19 protein-coding genes are annotated in these 18,040 nt (G+C 43.8%); 8 read left to right on the forward strand and 11 right to left on the reverse strand.

Translation table 11 applies throughout. The features are described from left to right. Window positions 1–92: 92 nt before the first annotated feature. The 7 genes from ACW5W7_RS05215 to ACW5W7_RS05245 all read right to left on the reverse strand — a co-directional run bounded on the left by ACW5W7_RS05215 (window position 93) and on the right by ACW5W7_RS05245 (window position 8,492). On the reverse strand, window positions 93–1,331 hold the full coding sequence (locus ACW5W7_RS05215) for a phage major capsid protein (protein WP_456500989.1): 1,239 nt from the start codon (window positions 1,329–1,331) through the stop codon (window positions 93–95). 40 nt (window positions 1,332–1,371) lie between these two features. Beyond that, entirely contained in the window at window positions 1,372–1,968 is a 597-nt protein-coding gene (locus ACW5W7_RS05220; protein ID WP_456500990.1) for an HK97 family phage prohead protease, read from the reverse strand. A 23-nt stretch (window positions 1,969–1,991) separates the two neighbouring features. Then, window positions 1,992–3,146, reverse strand: a complete 1,155-nt coding sequence (locus ACW5W7_RS05225; protein WP_456500991.1) for a phage portal protein — start codon at window positions 3,144–3,146, stop codon at window positions 1,992–1,994. 40 nt (window positions 3,147–3,186) lie between these two features. Beyond that, window positions 3,187–4,935: a terminase large subunit gene (locus tag ACW5W7_RS05230; RefSeq protein WP_456500992.1), complete on the reverse strand. Its 1,749-nt coding sequence runs from the start codon at window positions 4,933–4,935 to the stop codon at window positions 3,187–3,189. Window positions 4,936–4,967: 32 nt separating this feature from the next. Next, window positions 4,968–5,366, reverse strand: coding sequence for a P27 family phage terminase small subunit (locus ACW5W7_RS05235; protein ID WP_456500993.1), 399 nt, complete (start codon window positions 5,364–5,366; stop codon window positions 4,968–4,970). 975 nt (window positions 5,367–6,341) lie between these two features. Continuing rightward, a complete protein-coding gene (locus ACW5W7_RS05240) occupies window positions 6,342–7,172 on the reverse strand; it encodes a hypothetical protein (protein ID WP_456500994.1) in 831 nt (276 codons plus the stop codon). A 15-nt stretch (window positions 7,173–7,187) separates the two neighbouring features. Continuing rightward, window positions 7,188–8,492 (reverse strand): HEPN/Toprim-associated domain-containing protein, encoded by a 1,305-nt coding sequence (locus ACW5W7_RS05245; protein WP_456500995.1) that lies wholly within the window; start codon window positions 8,490–8,492, stop codon window positions 7,188–7,190. Window positions 8,493–8,651: 159 nt separating this feature from the next. Between ACW5W7_RS05245 and ACW5W7_RS05250 the strand changes: the two genes are divergently transcribed. Further along, window positions 8,652–8,987: a hypothetical protein gene (locus ACW5W7_RS05250; RefSeq protein ID WP_456500996.1), complete on the forward strand. Its 336-nt coding sequence runs from the start codon at window positions 8,652–8,654 to the stop codon at window positions 8,985–8,987. On the opposite strand, the gene ACW5W7_RS05255 is transcribed toward ACW5W7_RS05250, so the two are convergent. Further along, entirely contained in the window at window positions 8,984–9,385 is a 402-nt protein-coding gene (locus tag ACW5W7_RS05255) for a hypothetical protein (protein WP_456500997.1), read from the reverse strand. The genes ACW5W7_RS05250 and ACW5W7_RS05255 overlap by 4 nt on opposite strands. A gap of 49 nt (window positions 9,386–9,434) precedes the next feature. On the opposite strand from ACW5W7_RS05255, the gene ACW5W7_RS05260 reads away from it, so the two are divergent. The 5 genes from ACW5W7_RS05260 (at window position 9,435) to ACW5W7_RS05280 (ending at window position 14,105) form a co-directional block, all read left to right on the forward strand. Further along, window positions 9,435–9,944, forward strand: coding sequence for a glycoside hydrolase family protein (locus ACW5W7_RS05260; protein WP_456500998.1), 510 nt, complete (start codon window positions 9,435–9,437; stop codon window positions 9,942–9,944). A gap of 37 nt (window positions 9,945–9,981) precedes the next feature. Further along, the gene (locus ACW5W7_RS05265) at window positions 9,982–10,116 is read left to right on the forward strand and encodes a hypothetical protein (RefSeq protein WP_349918214.1); all 135 of its coding nucleotides are present in this window, start codon (window positions 9,982–9,984) and stop codon (window positions 10,114–10,116) included. A 169-nt stretch (window positions 10,117–10,285) separates the two neighbouring features. After that, on the forward strand, window positions 10,286–12,964 hold the full coding sequence (locus tag ACW5W7_RS05270; protein WP_456500999.1) for a tail fiber domain-containing protein: 2,679 nt from the start codon (window positions 10,286–10,288) through the stop codon (window positions 12,962–12,964). Between the two features lie 548 nt (window positions 12,965–13,512). After that, window positions 13,513–13,788, forward strand: a complete 276-nt coding sequence (locus tag ACW5W7_RS05275; protein WP_349918218.1) for a hypothetical protein — start codon at window positions 13,513–13,515, stop codon at window positions 13,786–13,788. Window positions 13,789–13,793: 5 nt separating this feature from the next. Further along, entirely contained in the window at window positions 13,794–14,105 is a 312-nt protein-coding gene (locus tag ACW5W7_RS05280) for a hypothetical protein (protein ID WP_456501000.1), read from the forward strand. A gap of 25 nt (window positions 14,106–14,130) precedes the next feature. Here the strand turns inward: ACW5W7_RS05280 and ACW5W7_RS05285 are convergent, their stop codons facing one another. After that, the gene (locus ACW5W7_RS05285; protein ID WP_349918221.1) at window positions 14,131–14,391 is read right to left on the reverse strand and encodes a hypothetical protein; all 261 of its coding nucleotides are present in this window, start codon (window positions 14,389–14,391) and stop codon (window positions 14,131–14,133) included. Between the two features lie 186 nt (window positions 14,392–14,577). Then, on the reverse strand, window positions 14,578–15,039 hold the full coding sequence (locus tag ACW5W7_RS05290) for a hypothetical protein (protein WP_456501001.1): 462 nt from the start codon (window positions 15,037–15,039) through the stop codon (window positions 14,578–14,580). Between the two features lie 199 nt (window positions 15,040–15,238). On the opposite strand from ACW5W7_RS05290, the gene suhB reads away from it, so the two are divergent. After that, window positions 15,239–16,042 carry an inositol-1-monophosphatase gene (gene suhB, locus ACW5W7_RS05295; protein WP_349918224.1) on the forward strand — a complete coding sequence of 268 codons (804 nt, stop codon included), beginning with the start codon at window positions 15,239–15,241 and terminating at the stop codon, window positions 16,040–16,042. 206 nt (window positions 16,043–16,248) lie between these two features. Here the strand turns inward: suhB and ACW5W7_RS05300 are convergent, their stop codons facing one another. Next, a complete protein-coding gene (locus ACW5W7_RS05300; protein ID WP_456501002.1) occupies window positions 16,249–17,124 on the reverse strand; it encodes a flagellar protein MotY in 876 nt (291 codons plus the stop codon). Window positions 17,125–17,325: 201 nt separating this feature from the next. On the opposite strand from ACW5W7_RS05300, the gene rnt reads away from it, so the two are divergent. Beyond that, complete coding sequence (rnt, locus tag ACW5W7_RS05305; RefSeq protein ID WP_456501003.1) at window positions 17,326–17,982, forward strand: ribonuclease T; 657 nt, start codon at window positions 17,326–17,328, stop codon at window positions 17,980–17,982. Window positions 17,983–18,040: the final 58 nt, after the last annotated feature.

Below are 18,040 nucleotides of genomic sequence, written 5' to 3' on the forward strand. Positions count from 1 at the left end.
GCTATTGATTGAACTTCTTTTTATTTTAGTTATTTAGTACTTCGCTTTCTCGCAGTAGTTTTTAACTGTACTGGCTCTACAGCGGTACTACCTCAAGCAGCTTTCTTGATAGAAGTTGGCATAGCTAGACCGATAACAGCCTTGTTGGACTTAACAACACCCCCCGCACGGAATTGGCTGGGGAAAGAAGTATGACCATCAATTTGCCATTCGTTCACTTTTAGGGTTAGAGAATTGGCTAGGGTTAGTAGTGCAAACGCCTCTTTGAAGTCCCCGAATAATACGGGTGCATCTTCTGGAAGTAGAAGGTCTAGCCCTACAGGATAACCATGAAGAGCCATTACGTTAGCGTCTTGGGCTGAACGTTGCATTAGTGGCTGGCCGTTTTCATCGCGTAGAGTAGCGATAGCTAGATAGTTCTTACGGTTCATAACCCAAGAAGCACCAGCCTTGAATTTGGTTGGTAGGTCTAGAACCATTTCATTTAGTTTATCCATTAATGCGTAACGGTCATAATCAACTTCTGCACTTAGATCAACAACGCCAAAGAACTTAGTACCACGAGCGGTATCAGTGGTTTTGGTCTTATCGAAGAAGTGTAAGAAACCTTCCATTTCTTCACCAGTACCATTACCTGCAATTACTTGTTGAGCAAAGAGAGTACCAAAGTCATCAGAAATTTGTTTCTGAACCCATGGAACTACTGGGAAAAAGGCATCATTGATTTGGTTATCGGATAGAACAGGTTTAGCAGTACCAACACAGAAAGAACCTTTGTTCCAAGCAATGTCACCATTACCAACAGTGTAAGCTGTACCTAGCTGGGCACCAGTGCTTCCGGTACTAACAGGAAGTTGGAATTCAGTATTACCCACTGGCATTGCATCAAATAGACTAACTAGGGTAGAGGTTTCTACAATGCGTTCAACAATCTGTTTGGAGAATTCAGGGATGATAGCACCAGCTACTTTACCATCTGAGGATTTGATACCTTGAATTTTACCTTCAACAATAAGAGGAACATTTTTCTTACCTGCAACGGCTTCACGGATAATCTTAGTGATAGATTTAGCTTCGGCTTGAACTTCATCTTCATCTTCTACAGAAGCTTCTTTTAGAGCTTTTAGTTCTGCGTCTTGTGCTTGTACTTTGGATTCTAGTTCTGCGATTACTTCGGCAGCACGTTCAACGATAGCGGCAGATTCAGAAACGGAAGTTTGCATTTCCTCAACAGCATCAACAACGGTACTTAGTACTTCATCCTGAACAACTTCATCAGCTTTAACAGCGTTTTTCTTAGCGGCTAACATAGCCTTTAGAGATTTAGACATAATCAAAAACTTCCTTATTATTATTATGTTTTAGTTATTTTTATTTATTGTTTTTATTGGCAATACGTTTTAGACGCTTTGCAAAAGCTTCAACATCAGAACGGTTGAAAAGAGGGATGTACTTAGGTTCTTCCTGAACCTGTACTTCTTCTTCGTCGGTGTTTACTGATTTAACTTCTAGAACTTGGGCAAGTTCATTACAGGGGAAGGGTACGAGAGAGATTTCGTTAAGCTGAACTTTCTTGAGATAGGTAACACCATCGATTGTTTCGGTATCTTCTAGACTAATCCAGTAACCAATACTGAATCCGTTTAGATCACCGTGCTTTAGTTCTTCATACCTGCGTTTACCTTCGGCAGTGTTTAGATTGAATTGACCAGTTAGCTTTAAACCTACTTCGTCTTCTTCTGCACTAATCCACTTTCCTAGGATTTCATCATCATCGTGGTTCCATAAGAAGATAGGCATTGTTCCTAGTTCTTGGTGACGTTCTAGTGATTCAGTGAATGCCCCTTTAACCACAACTTCATTTGCAAGATCTACAACATCAAACTTTGAGCCATAACAGGTAAAACTACCTAGTTCTTCATCTTGAAGTTCAAAGGACTTTACCGCCCTCATTAACTTTGCTTTCATGGGTTTTGTATAACCTCTTTTTATTATTCATTATTGTTATTTAGGGTTCCCATAGTTAGGTTATTGGAATCAACAACGAACTGATCACCACCCTCTTTTAGTTCTGGAAGATCTACACGGGCTTCATTTTTGGAGAGTAAACCTAGCTTGTATTGTTCCATTCCTAATTTACTTCTCTCGATGTAACTAGCATTGAGCAATCCAGATTCATCTAGATCAACTTCAATACCCTTATCTAGAAGAAGATTGTTATAGAACTCTTCAATGGCTAGAACGATGGGATTCACTGTTGTACTTAGGAACACAGAACGGATTTCATCTAGACTATTACCAGCGGCCCAATCCAAACCAAGCAATGCAGGATGAACACCCATAATTGAACAGATATCCATTGTGGTTTGTTTGCGTGTCTCTGCTGACATGGCATCTTTGAATGAATAGGAGTTTTGGGAGTATGTAACCCCCTCAATCAGTCCATATCCTGTTTGTTGGGATTGAATATTTATCTGTTCTTTGAGTCGGTTGTACTGTTCATCATCTAACTGTTGTTCAGAAGTGAACCATCCACTATTGCGGGGTGCAGTACTGTAATATTCCTTGGCGTGATTGATTGAGTTGTTCGCTAGTTCAATCACTGCTTTGGCTTTTTCTAGATTGCTTAGAGTTTCAAATCCAAACCTAGTTGTGGTGAGATAGTGGATCTCTGAATCTATCACTACCTGATTTGAGTTATCAGTACCATAGTATTTCCACTTTCCAGATGTATCCTTTACTCGCTGTACTTGTCCATGCTCTATGCATTCAAAACTTTTGATTGTCCCTGTAGTACCAATGCCACCTTTTCGAACTTGAATGAAGCACTCGTTATAAAGTACTAACTGCCCTACTACATTACTCAAGAACTGAATGATGGTTTCATTATCGTTTGGAGAAATTAGTACTAGCTTCAATTCTGGGGGAATTGGTACTTTACTGTATCGGTCTAAGTACTCACCATTTCTTGTTTTTGCCGTGATTGGCATTGAGGTAATGGAACCACTAATCAAACGCAAACAAGCTAAAACTGTTGGCTCGTTTAGTATCTCATTGTTTTGGATCCAGTTTGGAATATCTAACTGAAATGGAGTACCACTAGAACTAGGATAGAACCCTTTTGTTTTTCTTGGTCTATTAAACATTTAATTATCCTTGTAACTATATTGTTTTTGTATTTATGTGTTACAGGGTTCTGATTTGTACTTGTTTCTCAACTACTGGAACGAGGGATAAAGCGATGAGCAATGCAATACATGCGTCGACTTTTAAGTTGTGATTACTGCTTTTGATTACTGCAATGTCCCCATGCTGGCCTTCTCGTACACGGGCATTCTCGATACACCACTTCATTAGGGTGTCATTTGGACTGAACTTGATCTTCCCCTCTGCCATCAAACGAATGAAGGTGATTGCCGCACTGGATAGCCCATAGCCTTGGGGGACGGCTGATAGCTCTTTTCTGTACTTAGCCCTGAACTGTTCTGCGAATCGGAGACCGCCCGCCGCCCCGTCTATGCCAATCTCTTTGGGTTTGAAGGTGTCCTTCATGTGATTCAGGTTGTCGGCCACCTCTTCCAGGTCAGTGACTAGCTCACCAGCCAGGAACAGGGAACCACTGTTAATGGCCTCGGTGTAGAGGCCGGTGTAATTGCTGGGTAAGGCATCATAGGCGGCCTCGGGGATGAAGTTCTTGGACTTGGCATAGAGTGTGCTGTCTGAGCCAACGAACACGCTCACAAGGCTGGTTAAGTCGCTTGTGGCCCCTATGTCACACCCCATGTATGCCTTCATTGTGGAAAGCTCTACATCGTTCGGGAATGGCCCTTGGAATGCGGTATCAATGAGGGACTGAGAGATAAGGCCGTTCTCTGCGTAGCTGTACCAGCGGTTAAGATGTTTAGTTGCGAAGGCACTCATGGCCGCCTCGCTCATACCAGCCTCTTGAGCCTTGGAGCGAAGGGATTGCAGAGATACAGCATGGCCTAGACTGGGGTTGGCTTGCTCAAAGCCATCAGTTGAATCGTATTCTTCAACGTCGCTCTCATAGATGAATGATACGAACTGATCATTCTGGTACTCATCGAATAGCAAACCCTTGCTATAGTCGTACATCTCTTTACAGAAACTTCTAACGTTAGTCCCAGCAGTTGTGATCATGAATAGGATCGGGTCTTTAGAACTACTCTGAGAGGATGCGATTGCATCGTGAACGTCTCGATTCTTATGGGCATGTACTTCATCAAGTACCGCTGTGGTAATCCTGTGACCATCAAGGGAATCAGCTTCTGATGAAGTTGGGAAGATTGAACCACCACGTTTTAGAAGTATGTCATTTGCTCTAATTCTGAATTTTGATTTTATAGCTTTATTACTACTTTTAATCTGCCCTTTGATCTCATCAAAACAGATAGTGGCTTGCTTTCTGGAACTGGCAGAAGTTGTAACTACTGGGTTCTTGTTTTCATTCAGTAACAGTGAACAGATGGAAACAATAGCCGCTAGTTGTGTCTTGGCATTACCTCGGGGAAGGAACACAAAAGCTTTTGTAAAACGTCTCAACCCTCGTAACTGTTCATGAGCATTATCGTTGTAGTACCAACAGAACAGATTGAGTAAGACAAAGTGCTGCCATGGCATTAGAAGGATTGGCTTACCACCAATTGGGCCTTTGGTATGTTTGAGACTGTTTGCAACCACCACCACAAAGTTATAAATGGTTAGGTTTAGTTTTAGATCTTCTCGTTGAAGATCATCGATGAATCGCTGGCAGAATGCTTTCTCTGATTTACTGGCATTCCTGTTCCCGTTTAGAACATCATAGACATACTGAAATGCACTCTCCCATCCTTGGTGATAGAACTCTGTCTTAAAGTTCATATCCTCTAACTTAGTTGGGTAGTCTCTATATTTTTTATTATTATGGTCATTCACTTCTATTACTTCCTGTAATCACTACTCCATGCTTATTTCCTGATTTGTTTAAAGGCATCATCAACAGATGTGTCTTCATCTTCTGTACTTTCAACAGGGATTGGATCTAACCCCAGTTGTTTAAATAGTTTTTGAATTTGAGTTGAACTAGTCTGAAAGTTCCGACTATTCGGATTTTCCTTAATGACTTGCTCACCCCTACTTGTGGTTTCAATAGTTGAACCATTAGTGATAATGTCTTGAAGGCATTCTTGGTTTACATAGAGTTGGGCCGCTAGTTGTTTAACTAGGATCATGTCTGTGTGGTTTATTGTTCTTTGAGACTCAATCAGTTCAACTAGGGCATCTTCAATCCTCTGGATTTGTGTTGAACCTGCTTTGTAAACTTTGTTGAGCAATGCCTTTTCCGCTTTACTGTTAGAATACGCCATAGGTCTTAACCTCTCGCAGTATCCGAATCAGTAATTTTTGGTCTTGTACTGCATGGCCCTTACCATCAAGGCAATCTATTGATTCTTCGGTAATGAAAAGACGATAAGCTTGATTATCAAGTACAACTATGTGATTGGAGTCCTTTGATACAGACATAGTGAAATAGACAGATTTATTGTACTTCTGGATCTTCTTTGCTGCCTTGGCTTCTGATCTCTTCTTCTTGTTCGTGCTTATCTTGGATTTTCTCAATGAGATCCAATTGTTGACGTGTAACCAAATACCCCTTGAGGTACTGGAAAGTTTTTCTAGTAAGTTCAATGTTATCTCCAATTAATTTTATGGTTTTCGCTACCTCGTTCGTCTTTACGTTATGACAGCCATGACACACTGCCATGACATTATGAGGATGTAAGTTGTACTTCATCCCGTTGGGGTATCGGATTTCATAGATGTGATCCACTACTGCGGAAAGGTTGTGATTGCACTTCTGACAGATGGGATACTTCTCGCGGGTTCGCTTAGACAAGTCTCTCCAAGCTTTGGAGTTGTAGAACTTGTGTTCTTCTGGGTACTTCTCTAGCGGTTGTTGTGTTCGGTTTCTTGTTGTGTGTTCAGAACAGTATCTGTCTTTGTACGGGATAATGTTCGTACAAGTCTTGTGTAGGCACTTCTTCTTCATTGCAGTTATTCTTGTTGTTCTCTAATTCCTCACCAAACTCTCTGTAACGCTCTCTGTGCGTTTGGACGTTTGGGGATAGTTGGATGTGCCTTTTGTTCTGGGGTTAGTACTGGGGTTTCTGAGGGCGTTTACTGCGGGGATTTAGTGATTCAGTCAATGGCGGGAAAAAGTTTACAAAATGCATTGGTGCACAAAGTGGAGCAAGTTGGGTATCATTTCGACGAAGATAGCCGACGATATACCCCCCTATCAGTACTAATATTCAAGATAGTACTAACGTACTAAGTTCAACTCACTTCCTTTCAATAGATGCATCAACTATTGCACATAGATCTGCATAATCTTTCTTTACATCCATTCCTTCATGTCTTCCTTGTAGGTATTTATTTAGCTTTCTGTTACTTAAGAAATATAACTTAAAGGCAGTCTGTTTACCAATCCTACCTGTTATATCAATAACACCTTCATTTTCTAAATCATCAATAATTAATCTGTTAGACTCATATATATTAAATTCATTTGACCTAAATTTATTTATAGCTCCCTCAATGACAAGTCTAACTAAAATTAATTTCTGTGTTTTATTAGTATCATTAGAACTGACGGCCTCATTGATTATAGAATGCAGCTTTATTGTTCTCGCGGCAGTAATGTAATGATTGAAGTACATATCTTGCCAACGAATAATCAAAATCTCTCTTAGAGCACCATCTTTCACTGCATCAAAGAATATTTCAAAATCTTGTGCATGATTTGATATTCTTGATAGGGTACCACTAAGCAAATCCATATCTTTGAAATCCCATGACTTCATAATCTCTGTTTGTTCAACCATCTTATCAACCGCAATTTTTCCTTCACTTACCATTATTGATTGATAGTCTTTAGAAGCGTTTGTATTGTGTTGATAAACTAAAAAGCCTAGTGTTAGTGCTGTAGCCAAACTTGAGATTGTATTAACTACTTCACCTATACTATTTAAATCAAGTATTTGCATTGCCCCATTTATGACTGCAAAGAAGAACACCATACAAATGCAGAAAACAGAGAAAACAAATGTCACCTTCAATGCAAACGATCTATCTATAGAATTTAGATATTTTTTAATCTTACTAATCCACATATAAAGCCTTAAGGTTTATTGGTTTTGTTCAATACCAGTGTCTAAAAGTCCATCTAATATCTGTTTGTCTATGTGACTTACCACATCACTTACTAACGTTATTATATTTTCTACATCCTCTTTGACAATGCGGATTATTGAACCATCTTTTTTATGACCATTTCGATGCACTATGTCATGACGAATTTCAACATTTGTTCTTAACTGAGCTATCTTATCTTCAGGGAATGAACAAAGTAAAACATTCTTGTACAGCCCTGTAACTACATCTACATTATGATATGAAATAGAATCTATCTCATCAATTATTCTTTCATCTAACGTATCTAACGCTTCGTATATATCATTTAGAGAGATATTTCTTGACCTCTTAAGTGACTCACTGTTTTTAACGAACTTCTTCTTGATTGCATCTCGGTTTAGCACATTCTTCTTTAGAGTGTCAGAAAGATATGCTTCCATTGTAGTTATTACACTAGAAAAGATCATTCGTTGAAGAACCGGTGTTGATTCATCAAGCTTGATATCGTTCAGTTCTATAAGTGAGTTCTCAAAAATTTTATAGAAGTGGGTTTTACCTTCTTGTAATTGCTCTATGTCTTCAAAGTCATCGACCCAACCTGAATACACTAAGTCCGTGATATCCAACTCGCATATATCATCATCTTTGCTCATCTCTAGTAGAAGAACAGCATTAGTTTCAAGATTCATACATGGAAACAATGGCCCCAAGTAACCATTGTTGTTTTCAGATACACCATATAAAGTTGATAGCATTAATGATAGTAGTGGCTCCCCATCAATTTCCACCCGTCTAAAGCTGTATGAGTAATCTGTATACTCATTCTTTAATTCTTTAGCCTTTAGAAAAGTGTCATACCAATCTTGAAAGGATGTACTTTGAACGATCTCTAATTGCTCTTCGATAACATTATAAAAGTCATGTTTATTTTCACTGCGAGGCTTATCTAAGCCATTGTGAACCACTAAGCTATCTTTCATATCTGCAATCCAGATATTTCTAGTGTGTTCAAAGTCCTGCTTAGCAAACTCTAAGTCATAACCATCAAGTTTTAATCTTCGCCGGATCACGCCAACAGTAGTTCGATAACCTATAAAGGTGTTTTCATCAAGTTCACCATCTTGTCTATCTATAATTTGTCTAACTCTTTCGGATTTAGAAAAGTACCATTCATAGTAACTATTTTGCCACCAAACCAACTCATGACCGTTTATTTTTATGTTCGCGTAGCTGCTCATCCCTTCACCCTCTCCAGTCCCAAATGCCGCCATCATAGCAGCCTGAACGAGCTGGGGCACCTCCCTATCATGGCTGATCCCATCATCTGATTGAGGCACTTCGGATCGCGTGCCAAAGTTCAAACAATACTGAGAGTGTGATACAATGGGACTCATTCACTGAAGTTACGATCTGGATAATAGAATCACTATAACTTCATTAAAATAAGGAAACGAAAAATGGATTATGTAATTCCAATATTCTCTAAAATTGATCTGAAAGGTTATGTTTCAATACCACACCCTCAGTTAGGTAACTTGGTATTTAGTGGGCGAGATTTTGAACTTCGCAATGGCTATGTTATTGACAAAGAAAACAGAACATACACACCAGCACTTATGGTGTGTGAATCTGAGGACAAAAGATATAAAATTATTGTCTTGGTTTCTAAGCCAAATGACATAAAGATCATTGAGTTTTTTGATGTCCATACAGTTAAAGAGATTGATTACTCTAATGCAATCAACGAACTCTCAACTGACGATGATGCATTCATTCTTGATGACTATTATTAAAGTTTAAACGACTTCGGACACCTACCAATCGACTTAGAGCCAAGCATCACATTCAATGACTTCTCAGACCGTAATGCATGGCTCTCAATGAGTGCCTGAATCTCTCTGTATGCATGTGCGTACTTACTTGATGTGATGTACAGCACCTCACATAGAACATCCTCAGAAGGCCAGCCAGACACAACAGTACTACTGCTTTGATAGGTCTTCCAATCACTCTCCCTCTTCACTCTCTCCCCATACTTTGGGCTTGACTTATTTGTTTCCTTCCTATGTGACCATAGTTGTTTTGAACCTATGTACCATTCCCCTGTCTTGATGTTTGTTAACTTGTAGATGAAACCATAGTAATTACTGATTTCTGATTCATCGATCCCCCACTTGTTCTTATTGTTCATGTTCTTACTTCCTCATAAATATTTCATACAGATATTTAATGAGGCAAAAATGAAGAACTTGAGCATTGAGGAACAACTAAAGATAGATGAAGGTAGTAGCTTAACTATTTACAAAGACGCCAAGGGATATTGGACTGTTGGCATTGGTCATCTAATCAAACTAGACAGTACAATACTTAGAGAAGAAGCAATAAGACTACTAGATAAAGAACTATCTACATACGCAACCAGAGGCCGTATAACTCCCTCTGAGTGCTCCTATCTATTCCAAAAGGACTTAGCAGCAGTTAAGAAAGGAATTGAATCTAGCTCGTTCTATGCGGTTTACCAGCAGTTAGATCCAGTACGTCAAAGTGCAATACAGAACATGTGCTTTCAGTTAGGTATTGCAGGGGTATCTAAGTTCAGAAAGATGTGGGCAGCTCTAACTAAACATGATTATCAAACTGCATATAGAGAAGGTTTAGATAGTACTTGGTTCAAGCAGACACCCAATCGAGCACGGCGAGTAATGGAAACTCTCAGAACTGGTTCAACGCAACACTATCCAACTAAATAAATACTTCATAATAATAACTACTAAAGAGGTATCCATCATGGGTATAGGTGTTTTCCTAAAAGGTGCGATTGATAAAGTACTAGGGTCAAAGATGCATGTCATTGCTAAAGGTGCAATTGTCTTTGTTCTCTTCGCTGCAATTGGTGCTGCAACTTACTTTGGCATTGCATGATGAAAGTATCATTCAACTCCAAGGATTGGCTTTCAATCATCCTTGAGGTGCTACGAGCCTTCACAAACAACAAGAATAAATAAAAATCAAGGGATGTACTTCGGTACGTCCCTTTTCTTTTATCCAGATAAATACCTCAAACATAGAATAACAATAATGAGGTTTAGTTATGGGCTACAAAATAGTAGTTAATGAATATTCAAACTTACAGGGATTGAACAGTACTAAAGTTCTTGTCTCTGAATATGCAAGCATTGGGAGCAAGACCACAAAGGTAATCGTCGTAGAAGATACCAACATCGGCAGTACTGCATACAACGAGGCAATAGCCGCAGCCGTTGAGGCAAAGGCGGCAGCAGCAGAAGCCAAAGCAGAAGTTGGGAAAGCTGTACTCAAGCTAGGCCCACAAACAATGGAAGGCCCTCTAACCAGTACAGGCAAGATTACTACTGGCTCCAGTTTAGAACTAATAGATCCTGCTGGTTATGGAATGCGTCAGGTGTTCTCGGGTAGTACTGGATATCTCCAATCAGGTAAGACAGATAGAACTGCCACTGACCAATCTCTAATGTTGTCTGGATGGTTTGGTACTCCCCTCTCCCTCTTGCGGTTCAGCATGGCTCAGAGTGTGAATCCAAAGGTTGTATGGGGTTCTGCCAGCTATGACATTCTGCATCGAGGGAACATGCCCACTCTTGGTGAACTCAACGGGGTCAACCTCAACGACAACTCCTATTGGCACAACAGAGGTGCAGTATCAGATCTAAACACAGCCACCGCACCTGGGCACTATCAAGGCGGGGCAGTACTAACCAATGGCCCTATTGGTACTGATGGGTATAAACCCGGCTATGGAAACATGTTCGTTTCCAGTACTGATGGACGTATAGGATCTGGCTATTGGATCACCCAGACCTACTACAGCCATAGCAATCCTTCCCGCACCTTCACACGGGTGAATGTGAACGGATCATGGGCTAACTGGATTGAGAACTATACCACCTCTTACAAACCAAGTGCATCTGATGTTGGAACTCTGACAACTGCACAGATCAATACTGAGTTAGACAAGAAAGTAAACAAAACAGGCGATACCATTACTGGTGGATTAACTGTTAGTTTATCGGTTACGACTCCTGTTATTAATTCAACAGGTGAAGGTGCAGCGATTCGCCGTAGTACTGATGCTGGTCAAGGTCTATGGTTTGACAACAGAACAATTATTGGTGGGGCTGACAATAATACTGGGGGCATTAACATTCGCCCAAATGGTATTACCGTAGGGGCTGGTGAGACTACTTTTAACTCAAGTGGTTCAATTTCAAATAGCACTGTTCCTCAAAGTCCACCACATCTTACCAATAAGGCTTATGTTGATTCTGAAATCATCAAAGTCGGTACTGGTTCAAAAGTTCAAGTAATAGATCTTCCGGCTGGTTCTCCTAGTACTGGTTATATCCCAGTTCTGATTAGACAGTACTCATACACCAATCCAGAGATTTACATTTCAACTACTGGCAACAGTGGAAGTTATCCAATGAACAACTGTTCATTTGATGGAATTGTTCGTGCGTCTGGATGGGGTGATCATACTTCATACGCATCTGGTCAATTCACTGCATATGATATGGCAGAACGTGCAATCCACTCTATCCATGGGCCATCTGAATCAGTTAATACGTATGCTTTCTATGTAGAGGTTCGAGGATTCCCTATAACTGTAAAAGTTCCTGTTGGTGTTAACATTGAATGCAGCGGCGGGGATATACAAGCAGGGACATCAATATACAAGGTTAACGGTCAAGAATCAGGAAATACAAAAACCATTACTCTTGCTAACTTTACTAAGGGCTCTGGTTTCTACAATGGAAGTGCAAAGGTTTACAATGATAACTACAAGCCATCTGCCGAAGACGTAGGAGCACTATCATTAACTGGTGGTAATGTGACAGGAAACCTCTATGTAGACCGTGGTGTTAATCTTGAGGGTCAAGTTGGTGTCGTTCGTGATGGTCAGAAAATCTACATGTTCAATAGTCCAACACATGTTGGTTTGTATTCAGCAGGTCATCCATCAGGTGATGGAACAATTCTAAGCCGCTCAACTGCAAATGGAACACTCAGTTTTGGTATTAGTAGTGCACCTTTAGGGATATATAGCTCTGGCAAACTTATGCATAACACCGCAGAAGTTTATACATCAGCCAACAAACCAACTCCCGTTGATGTTGGTACTCTATCAACTTCTCAAATCAATGCAGCTTTAGTATTAAAAAGTGATCTTACTTATGTTGATACTGAACTTGCTAAGAAGTTTGACAAGGATTCAGCAAATCTAACTTTATCTAGTCGTTTAACTTCCAATGATGTTTTAACTACTGGTGGATGGCTAAGAACTACGGGGACCACTGGTTGGTATAGTGAGACTTACGGCGGTGGCTGGATGATGAGTGATACTGACTGGATTCGTTCCTATGGTGGTAAGAAGGTTCACATAGCTGCCGCTGTTGCTGACAGTTTTTATACAACCGGTGGTATACGTGCTGATATGGATATTAGAGCAAATAACTTCCAAGTAGTTTCTGATCGTAGATTGAAGTCTGATGTTGTAGTTCTTGAGAATGCCTTAGACAAAGTTCTGAGACTAACAGGTTATGTCTACACCAAGAACGAGCAACGTGAGGCGGGAGTTATGGCACAGGATGTTCAACAAGTGCTTCCAGAAGCTGTTAGAGAAGATTCTGATGGTTATCTTAGCGTCTCCCATAACCAGCTCACAACATTGCTCATAGAAGCCATCAAGGAGCTTACAGCGAGAGTGAAGAAGCTAGAGGGAGGTACAGAGTAATGGCAGTACCTAACATTCCCTTTTATTTCAGCCAAGCGGCAGCCGAATACGGGTTGCCTCTTCCTACAAATGCTCAAGCGATACGAACGGCAGCAGGACTACCCGCAACGGGTATGATGAGCGATCTAGCTGGTCGCTCTGCAATCACTCGGGTTGATGGACTAACACAATCGATCACCTGTCGAATAGCTAACTCATACTCTTGGATCCATGTATCAGAAGCGGGTTCCGTGTGGCAGCACTACAACGGTCAGATTGGAACAACAGAGAGATATTACAACAAGAAAATCTTCACGGGGATCCCATGGTGCCGGATTATCACAAGTTCTGGTGCCGTGGGTTATAGCAATTGCTCCCCTAGTACTTGGTTTCTACCTGATACCACAATGCGTGGTGCATATAACTATACGGCAGGAACATCAGTACAAGCACTCTATCAGTTTTCAAATACTAACGGTGGTGCAGTTATATATGAGCTTCTTCTTACATTAACTCGATAGTCTAAATACAAATATAGTCGAATAACAATTATTAAAAAGGAACTATAAATGAAACAAGAAACATACACCATCGTGAGTGGTGGTACTTTTCGAAAGCGAATACCAAGGGAAGACCTACAAGATTTTCTGACTATTGCTAACAATGGTTCATTCTGGGCGGGTAAAAACAGAATGACAGTAACAGCAACTGATGAACACATAGAGCTACTTATATCTAACACCAGTGGATTTACCAAAGGTGATCATGAATTCAAAGTCACAGGACTAGATAGTAACAATGATACTGTTGTTCTAGTTTATGGTCGAATTCGGGTTATTGGGTAATTACTATGCTTGAGAAGTTGAAAGGGTTTCTAGACCTAAAGGCAGTCATCTTAGTGTTAAGCATCTTCGGTACTTGCTATGTTGCATATACCCAAGTTGGACAACACGAGATTAGGCTAAACATCTACCAAGATAAACTAATTACATTAGAGAAGAATGAACTAAAGGTAGATTCTCGGATAGATGTACTAGAAAAAGCACAAGATAAGACCGATGGACAGTTAGAGAAGTTGAACCAGACTCTGAACGAACTGAACCTTAGCTTAGTTCGTCTTGCTAGTACTTTAGAAAATATGAATAAAAAAGAAGGCTCCTGATGGAGCCTTTTCTTTTAGTGGCTAATCATTCCACTCTGTAAAAATCTTTCAGATTCTGTTCCCTGAAACCTTTAACATGTCCGAAGTTACCGATATCAGGAATGATTGTTATATGGTCATCATTAAAAGCACTAGATATATCTATTGCATCTTTTAGATTTGCACTGTTGTTGTTTGGAACAATTCCTAACTTATTCTTAAATGTCCAGATGCTATACCAAAGCACTCCACCAATTTCATATAAACCATTTTCAATACGCTCTGGACTATTTCTATCGTAAACCATGATTTATCCCTTCTGTAGAACCCTCTCAATTGTACTCATATGGAATCACACATCAACACCAGGCATAAAAAACCCCTGTGAGCTAAGTACTCACAGGGGTTTTGTGCATTAGCTTTGTCTTAAAACCTTTCCCTGTTCCTTATGACAAATATTGCGCCGTTTGAACAGTCCACCAGGAGGGGGAGATCAGTTGCACAACCCCTGGGGCTGGCGCTGACGGAGCAGGGTGAGGCGGGCAAGCAGCGGGAAGTAGGATTCGAGCTTGCTCTGCAGGACGCGACTACAGGCGGGATCCGCGAGATCGGCTTCATCCAGCACGATGCCGTTGGAGACAAAGTAGAGGTGCGGATCCCGCACATCCGGTCCGGTCAGGGGGGCCCCCTCACTGCGCTTGTGCACCAGCAGCGGCAAGACTGGCAGTCCGAGGCCGGCATGGCTGTCTCCCGGCCAGCTGAATGCGGGCCAGACCGCGTCCCCCTCCTCCAGCAGCAGGATGGCCACTTCCTGGGCCCCCGGCTGCCACTGACCAGGTTGTGCCACACGTACTTCATTGAAGTAATGATCAAATCCATTAGAGGCGCGCAATGCGGCCAGCACTCCCTGTGCTGTTGCGGCTAACGGTTTTTGACTGACTAATGACAGATTCATGGTTCATTTCCCTATGCTCACCACAGCCTGTGTTCGGCTGTCGCGATAAGACTAGCTCATGACGGGCCTTTATTGGAACCGCCAGATCTGGCAGTTATTAATCTGATGATTGCCGTCGGCAATGGTTGCCATTCCAGAATATCTTGGTAAGATATCGCGTCCTTTTATCCCCCGTTCTTTAACATCCAGTGGTGAACCTATGCATCCGATGCTGAATATCGCCGTGCGCGCTGCGCGCAACGCCGGTCAAGTTGTAGTAAAAGCCTTCTCCCAGCCCGAAAACATCGAGGCCATGCAAAAAGGCAGCAATGACTTCGTGACCAACGTTGACCGCGACGCCGAAGCGGCCATCATTCATACCATCAAAAAATCTTACCCGGAACACAGCATCGTGTCTGAAGAGTCTGGTGAGATTGCCGGTACCAATCCGGATTACCAATGGATCATCGACCCACTGGATGGCACGACCAACCTGGTCAAAGGCATTCCGCACTTTGCCGTTTCCATCGCCCTGCGCGTGAAAGGCAAGACCGAACAAGCCGTGGTCTACGACCCCATTCGCGACGAACTCTTCACCGCCACCCGCGGTAACGGCGCCCAGCTGAACGGCTACCGCATCCGTGTGGGCAAGGCCCGCGAGATGGCCGGCACCGTGCTGGCGACCGGCTTCCCGTTCAAGCAGAAGCACCACATCGAGCCCTACCTGAAGATGTTCCAGAGCATGTTCATCGAGTGTGCCGACATCCGTCGTGCCGGCTCCCCGGCCCTGGATCTGGCCTATGTGGCTGCCGGTCGCATCGACGGCTTCTGGGAAATCGGTCTGAAGCCGTGGGAAACCGCAGCCGGTGAGCTGCTGGCCAAGGAAGCGGGCGCCATCGTCACCGACTTCGTGGGTGGTCACAACTACGAAAACTCCGGCAACCTGGTCGTCGCCAACCCGCGCGTCCTCAAAGAGATGCTCGGCAAGATCCGCGAGCACCTGCCGGAATCTCTGGCCAAATAAGCCCGCATCATTGTGAAAAATGCCAGTCGGTTCCGCCGACTGGCATTTTTTATGTCTCAGCGGCAGGAAGTGGGAAAAAATGACGCTTGTCGAATAGCGAGATCCGAGTCTTGGGCCCCGAATGTCAGAATGAATTAACGCTTCGCCGAATAGAACAGCACAACCCACATCCATGACGTAAAAAGGCAGTGAAAACCACTGCCCAATCAGATGGTGCCATTGCGTCCCATGTTGATCACCACCCGCCGGTTCTTGGCCCGGCCCCCTTCCGTCTCATTGGAAGCCACGTGTTGCTTCTCGCCATGGCCTTCCACCGAGATCTTGCCCGCCTCAATCCCCAGATCCACGAACACCTGCTTGATGGCATCGGCCCGTTTCTCGGAGAGCTTCTGGTTCGGCCAGCGGCCGCCATAGCTGTCGCTGTAGGCGTCGATCACCACCACATCGATGCTCTTGTCCGCCTTCACATACTCGCTGATCATCGCCAGTCGACGCCTGGATGCAGGCGATAGCTGATCGCTGTTCTTGTCATAAGAGAGCACGCTGAAGGCGATGTCGTTGAAGTTGTAGGGCAAGAGGCCGGTCAGGCAATCCATGAAGGCCTGATACTTGACCCGGAAATTGACCGAGGAGAGAGAGACCCGCACCGGCCTGTCCTGGCGATACCAGTCCCGATACTGGAAGGTTGGCATGCGGCCTCCTTCGAGCTCATCGAGCATGGTCCAGGCGGTCTGACCGGCCACCAGACCGTCAAACTGCTGATAAAACTGCAGTTGACTTATCTGCCTGCCCGCCACGCCGGGGCGCCAGCTGGGTGGCATGATCCCTAGGGAGACCGTCTGGGTGCGGGCCTGGGGGCGCTGCCCCTTCAGCTCGAAATCCAGATTGATCTTGCGACCGGCGCGGCTCACGAAAGCCCCCGTGCCCCAACGGGGGATGGGATGCTCGAGGCGGCACTCCACCTGGGAGTCGGAGGTCAAGCGCCAGACGGATTGATCCAGGCTGGCACCAAATTCGGTGACCCCCGCCTGCAACTGCATACTCACGGATATGCTGACCAACCCTAACACCCAAGCATTCAACGGCTTGTCCTCCATACGATCTCGGATTAACTATCGGCAGGGGTCAGGCAAGCTTTAGCAACTAAACGCAGCGAACAAAGAGAGTGCTCAATAAGCGACCGCGCTCATCGGGCTGCCCCGGGAGAAACGCCTTGCTCGGGAGGGACAAGGGCCGGCTTTTTTGCCATAATGCGCCCTTACATTCACGCCGACCGAGATACCATGACCGACGCCGTTCACACCCTCAAGGGCCGCTTTCGTGGCTTTTACCCCGTCGTCATCGATGTTGAAACCGCCGGGTTCAATGCCCGTACCGATGCCCTGCTGGAGATAGCCGCTCATACCCTCAAGATGGATGAGCAAGGCTGGCTGGTGCCCGATCAGATCTTCCATTTCCACGTCGAACCCTTCGAGGGCGCCAATCTGGAGAAGGCCGCGCTGGAGTTCACCGGCATCGATCCCTTCAATCCGCTGCGGGGTGCCGTCAGTGAGAAAGAGGCGCTGACCGAGATCTTCAAGGGGGTGCGCAAGGGCATGAAGGAGCAGGATTGCGGCCGTGCTATCATCGTGGCCCACAACGCCACCTTCGATCACGGCTTCGTGACCGTCGCCGCCGAGCGGGCCGGCCTCAAGCGCAATCCATTCCACCCCTTCGCCACCTTCGACACCGCCGCCCTCTCGGGCCTGGCCCTGGGTCAGACGGTGCTGGCCAAGGCATGCCAGAGCGCCAAGATCCCCTTTGACAACAAAGAGGCGCACTCCGCCCTCTATGACACCGAGCGCACCACGGATCTCTTCTGCTACATCGTCAATCGCTGGAAGAGCCTGGGGGGCTGGCCCCCCGCCGAAGTGGATGACACGGCGGACGACGCCGAGTAATGAATGGATATGCATCCAGACAATCAGGCTGCCCAATGGCAGCCTGATTGTTTTCAGT

It is taken from the genome of Aeromonas intestinalis, assembly GCF_054052485.1.

What these genes read in the sequence shown, in the direction of transcription:
- ACW5W7_RS05285 (WP_349918221.1), bottom strand. Translation starts at nt 14,391, where the DNA reads ATGGTTTACGATAGAAATAGTCCAGAGCGTATTGAAAATGGTTTATAT.
- ACW5W7_RS05240 (WP_456500994.1), bottom strand. Translation starts at nt 7,172, where the DNA reads ATGTGGATTAGTAAGATTAAAAAATATCTAAATTCTATAGATAGATCG.
- ACW5W7_RS05235 (WP_456500993.1), bottom strand. Translation starts at nt 5,366, where the DNA reads ATGGCGTATTCTAACAGTAAAGCGGAAAAGGCATTGCTCAACAAAGTT.
- rnt (WP_456501003.1), top strand. Translation starts at nt 17,326, where the DNA reads ATGACCGACGCCGTTCACACCCTCAAGGGCCGCTTTCGTGGCTTTTAC.
- ACW5W7_RS05270 (WP_456500999.1), top strand. Translation starts at nt 10,286, where the DNA reads ATGGGCTACAAAATAGTAGTTAATGAATATTCAAACTTACAGGGATTG.
- ACW5W7_RS05275 (WP_349918218.1), top strand. Translation starts at nt 13,513, where the DNA reads ATGAAACAAGAAACATACACCATCGTGAGTGGTGGTACTTTTCGAAAG.
- ACW5W7_RS05290 (WP_456501001.1), bottom strand. Translation starts at nt 15,039, where the DNA reads ATGAATCTGTCATTAGTCAGTCAAAAACCGTTAGCCGCAACAGCACAG.
- ACW5W7_RS05260 (WP_456500998.1), top strand. Translation starts at nt 9,435, where the DNA reads ATGAAGAACTTGAGCATTGAGGAACAACTAAAGATAGATGAAGGTAGT.
- ACW5W7_RS05225 (WP_456500991.1), bottom strand. Translation starts at nt 3,146, where the DNA reads ATGTTTAATAGACCAAGAAAAACAAAAGGGTTCTATCCTAGTTCTAGT.
- suhB (WP_349918224.1), top strand. Translation starts at nt 15,239, where the DNA reads ATGCATCCGATGCTGAATATCGCCGTGCGCGCTGCGCGCAACGCCGGT.
- ACW5W7_RS05215 (WP_456500989.1), bottom strand. Translation starts at nt 1,331, where the DNA reads ATGTCTAAATCTCTAAAGGCTATGTTAGCCGCTAAGAAAAACGCTGTT.
- ACW5W7_RS05250 (WP_456500996.1), top strand. Translation starts at nt 8,652, where the DNA reads ATGGATTATGTAATTCCAATATTCTCTAAAATTGATCTGAAAGGTTAT.
- ACW5W7_RS05280 (WP_456501000.1), top strand. Translation starts at nt 13,794, where the DNA reads ATGCTTGAGAAGTTGAAAGGGTTTCTAGACCTAAAGGCAGTCATCTTA.
- ACW5W7_RS05265 (WP_349918214.1), top strand. Translation starts at nt 9,982, where the DNA reads ATGGGTATAGGTGTTTTCCTAAAAGGTGCGATTGATAAAGTACTAGGG.
- ACW5W7_RS05255 (WP_456500997.1), bottom strand. Translation starts at nt 9,385, where the DNA reads ATGAACAATAAGAACAAGTGGGGGATCGATGAATCAGAAATCAGTAAT.
- ACW5W7_RS05220 (WP_456500990.1), bottom strand. Translation starts at nt 1,968, where the DNA reads ATGAAAGCAAAGTTAATGAGGGCGGTAAAGTCCTTTGAACTTCAAGAT.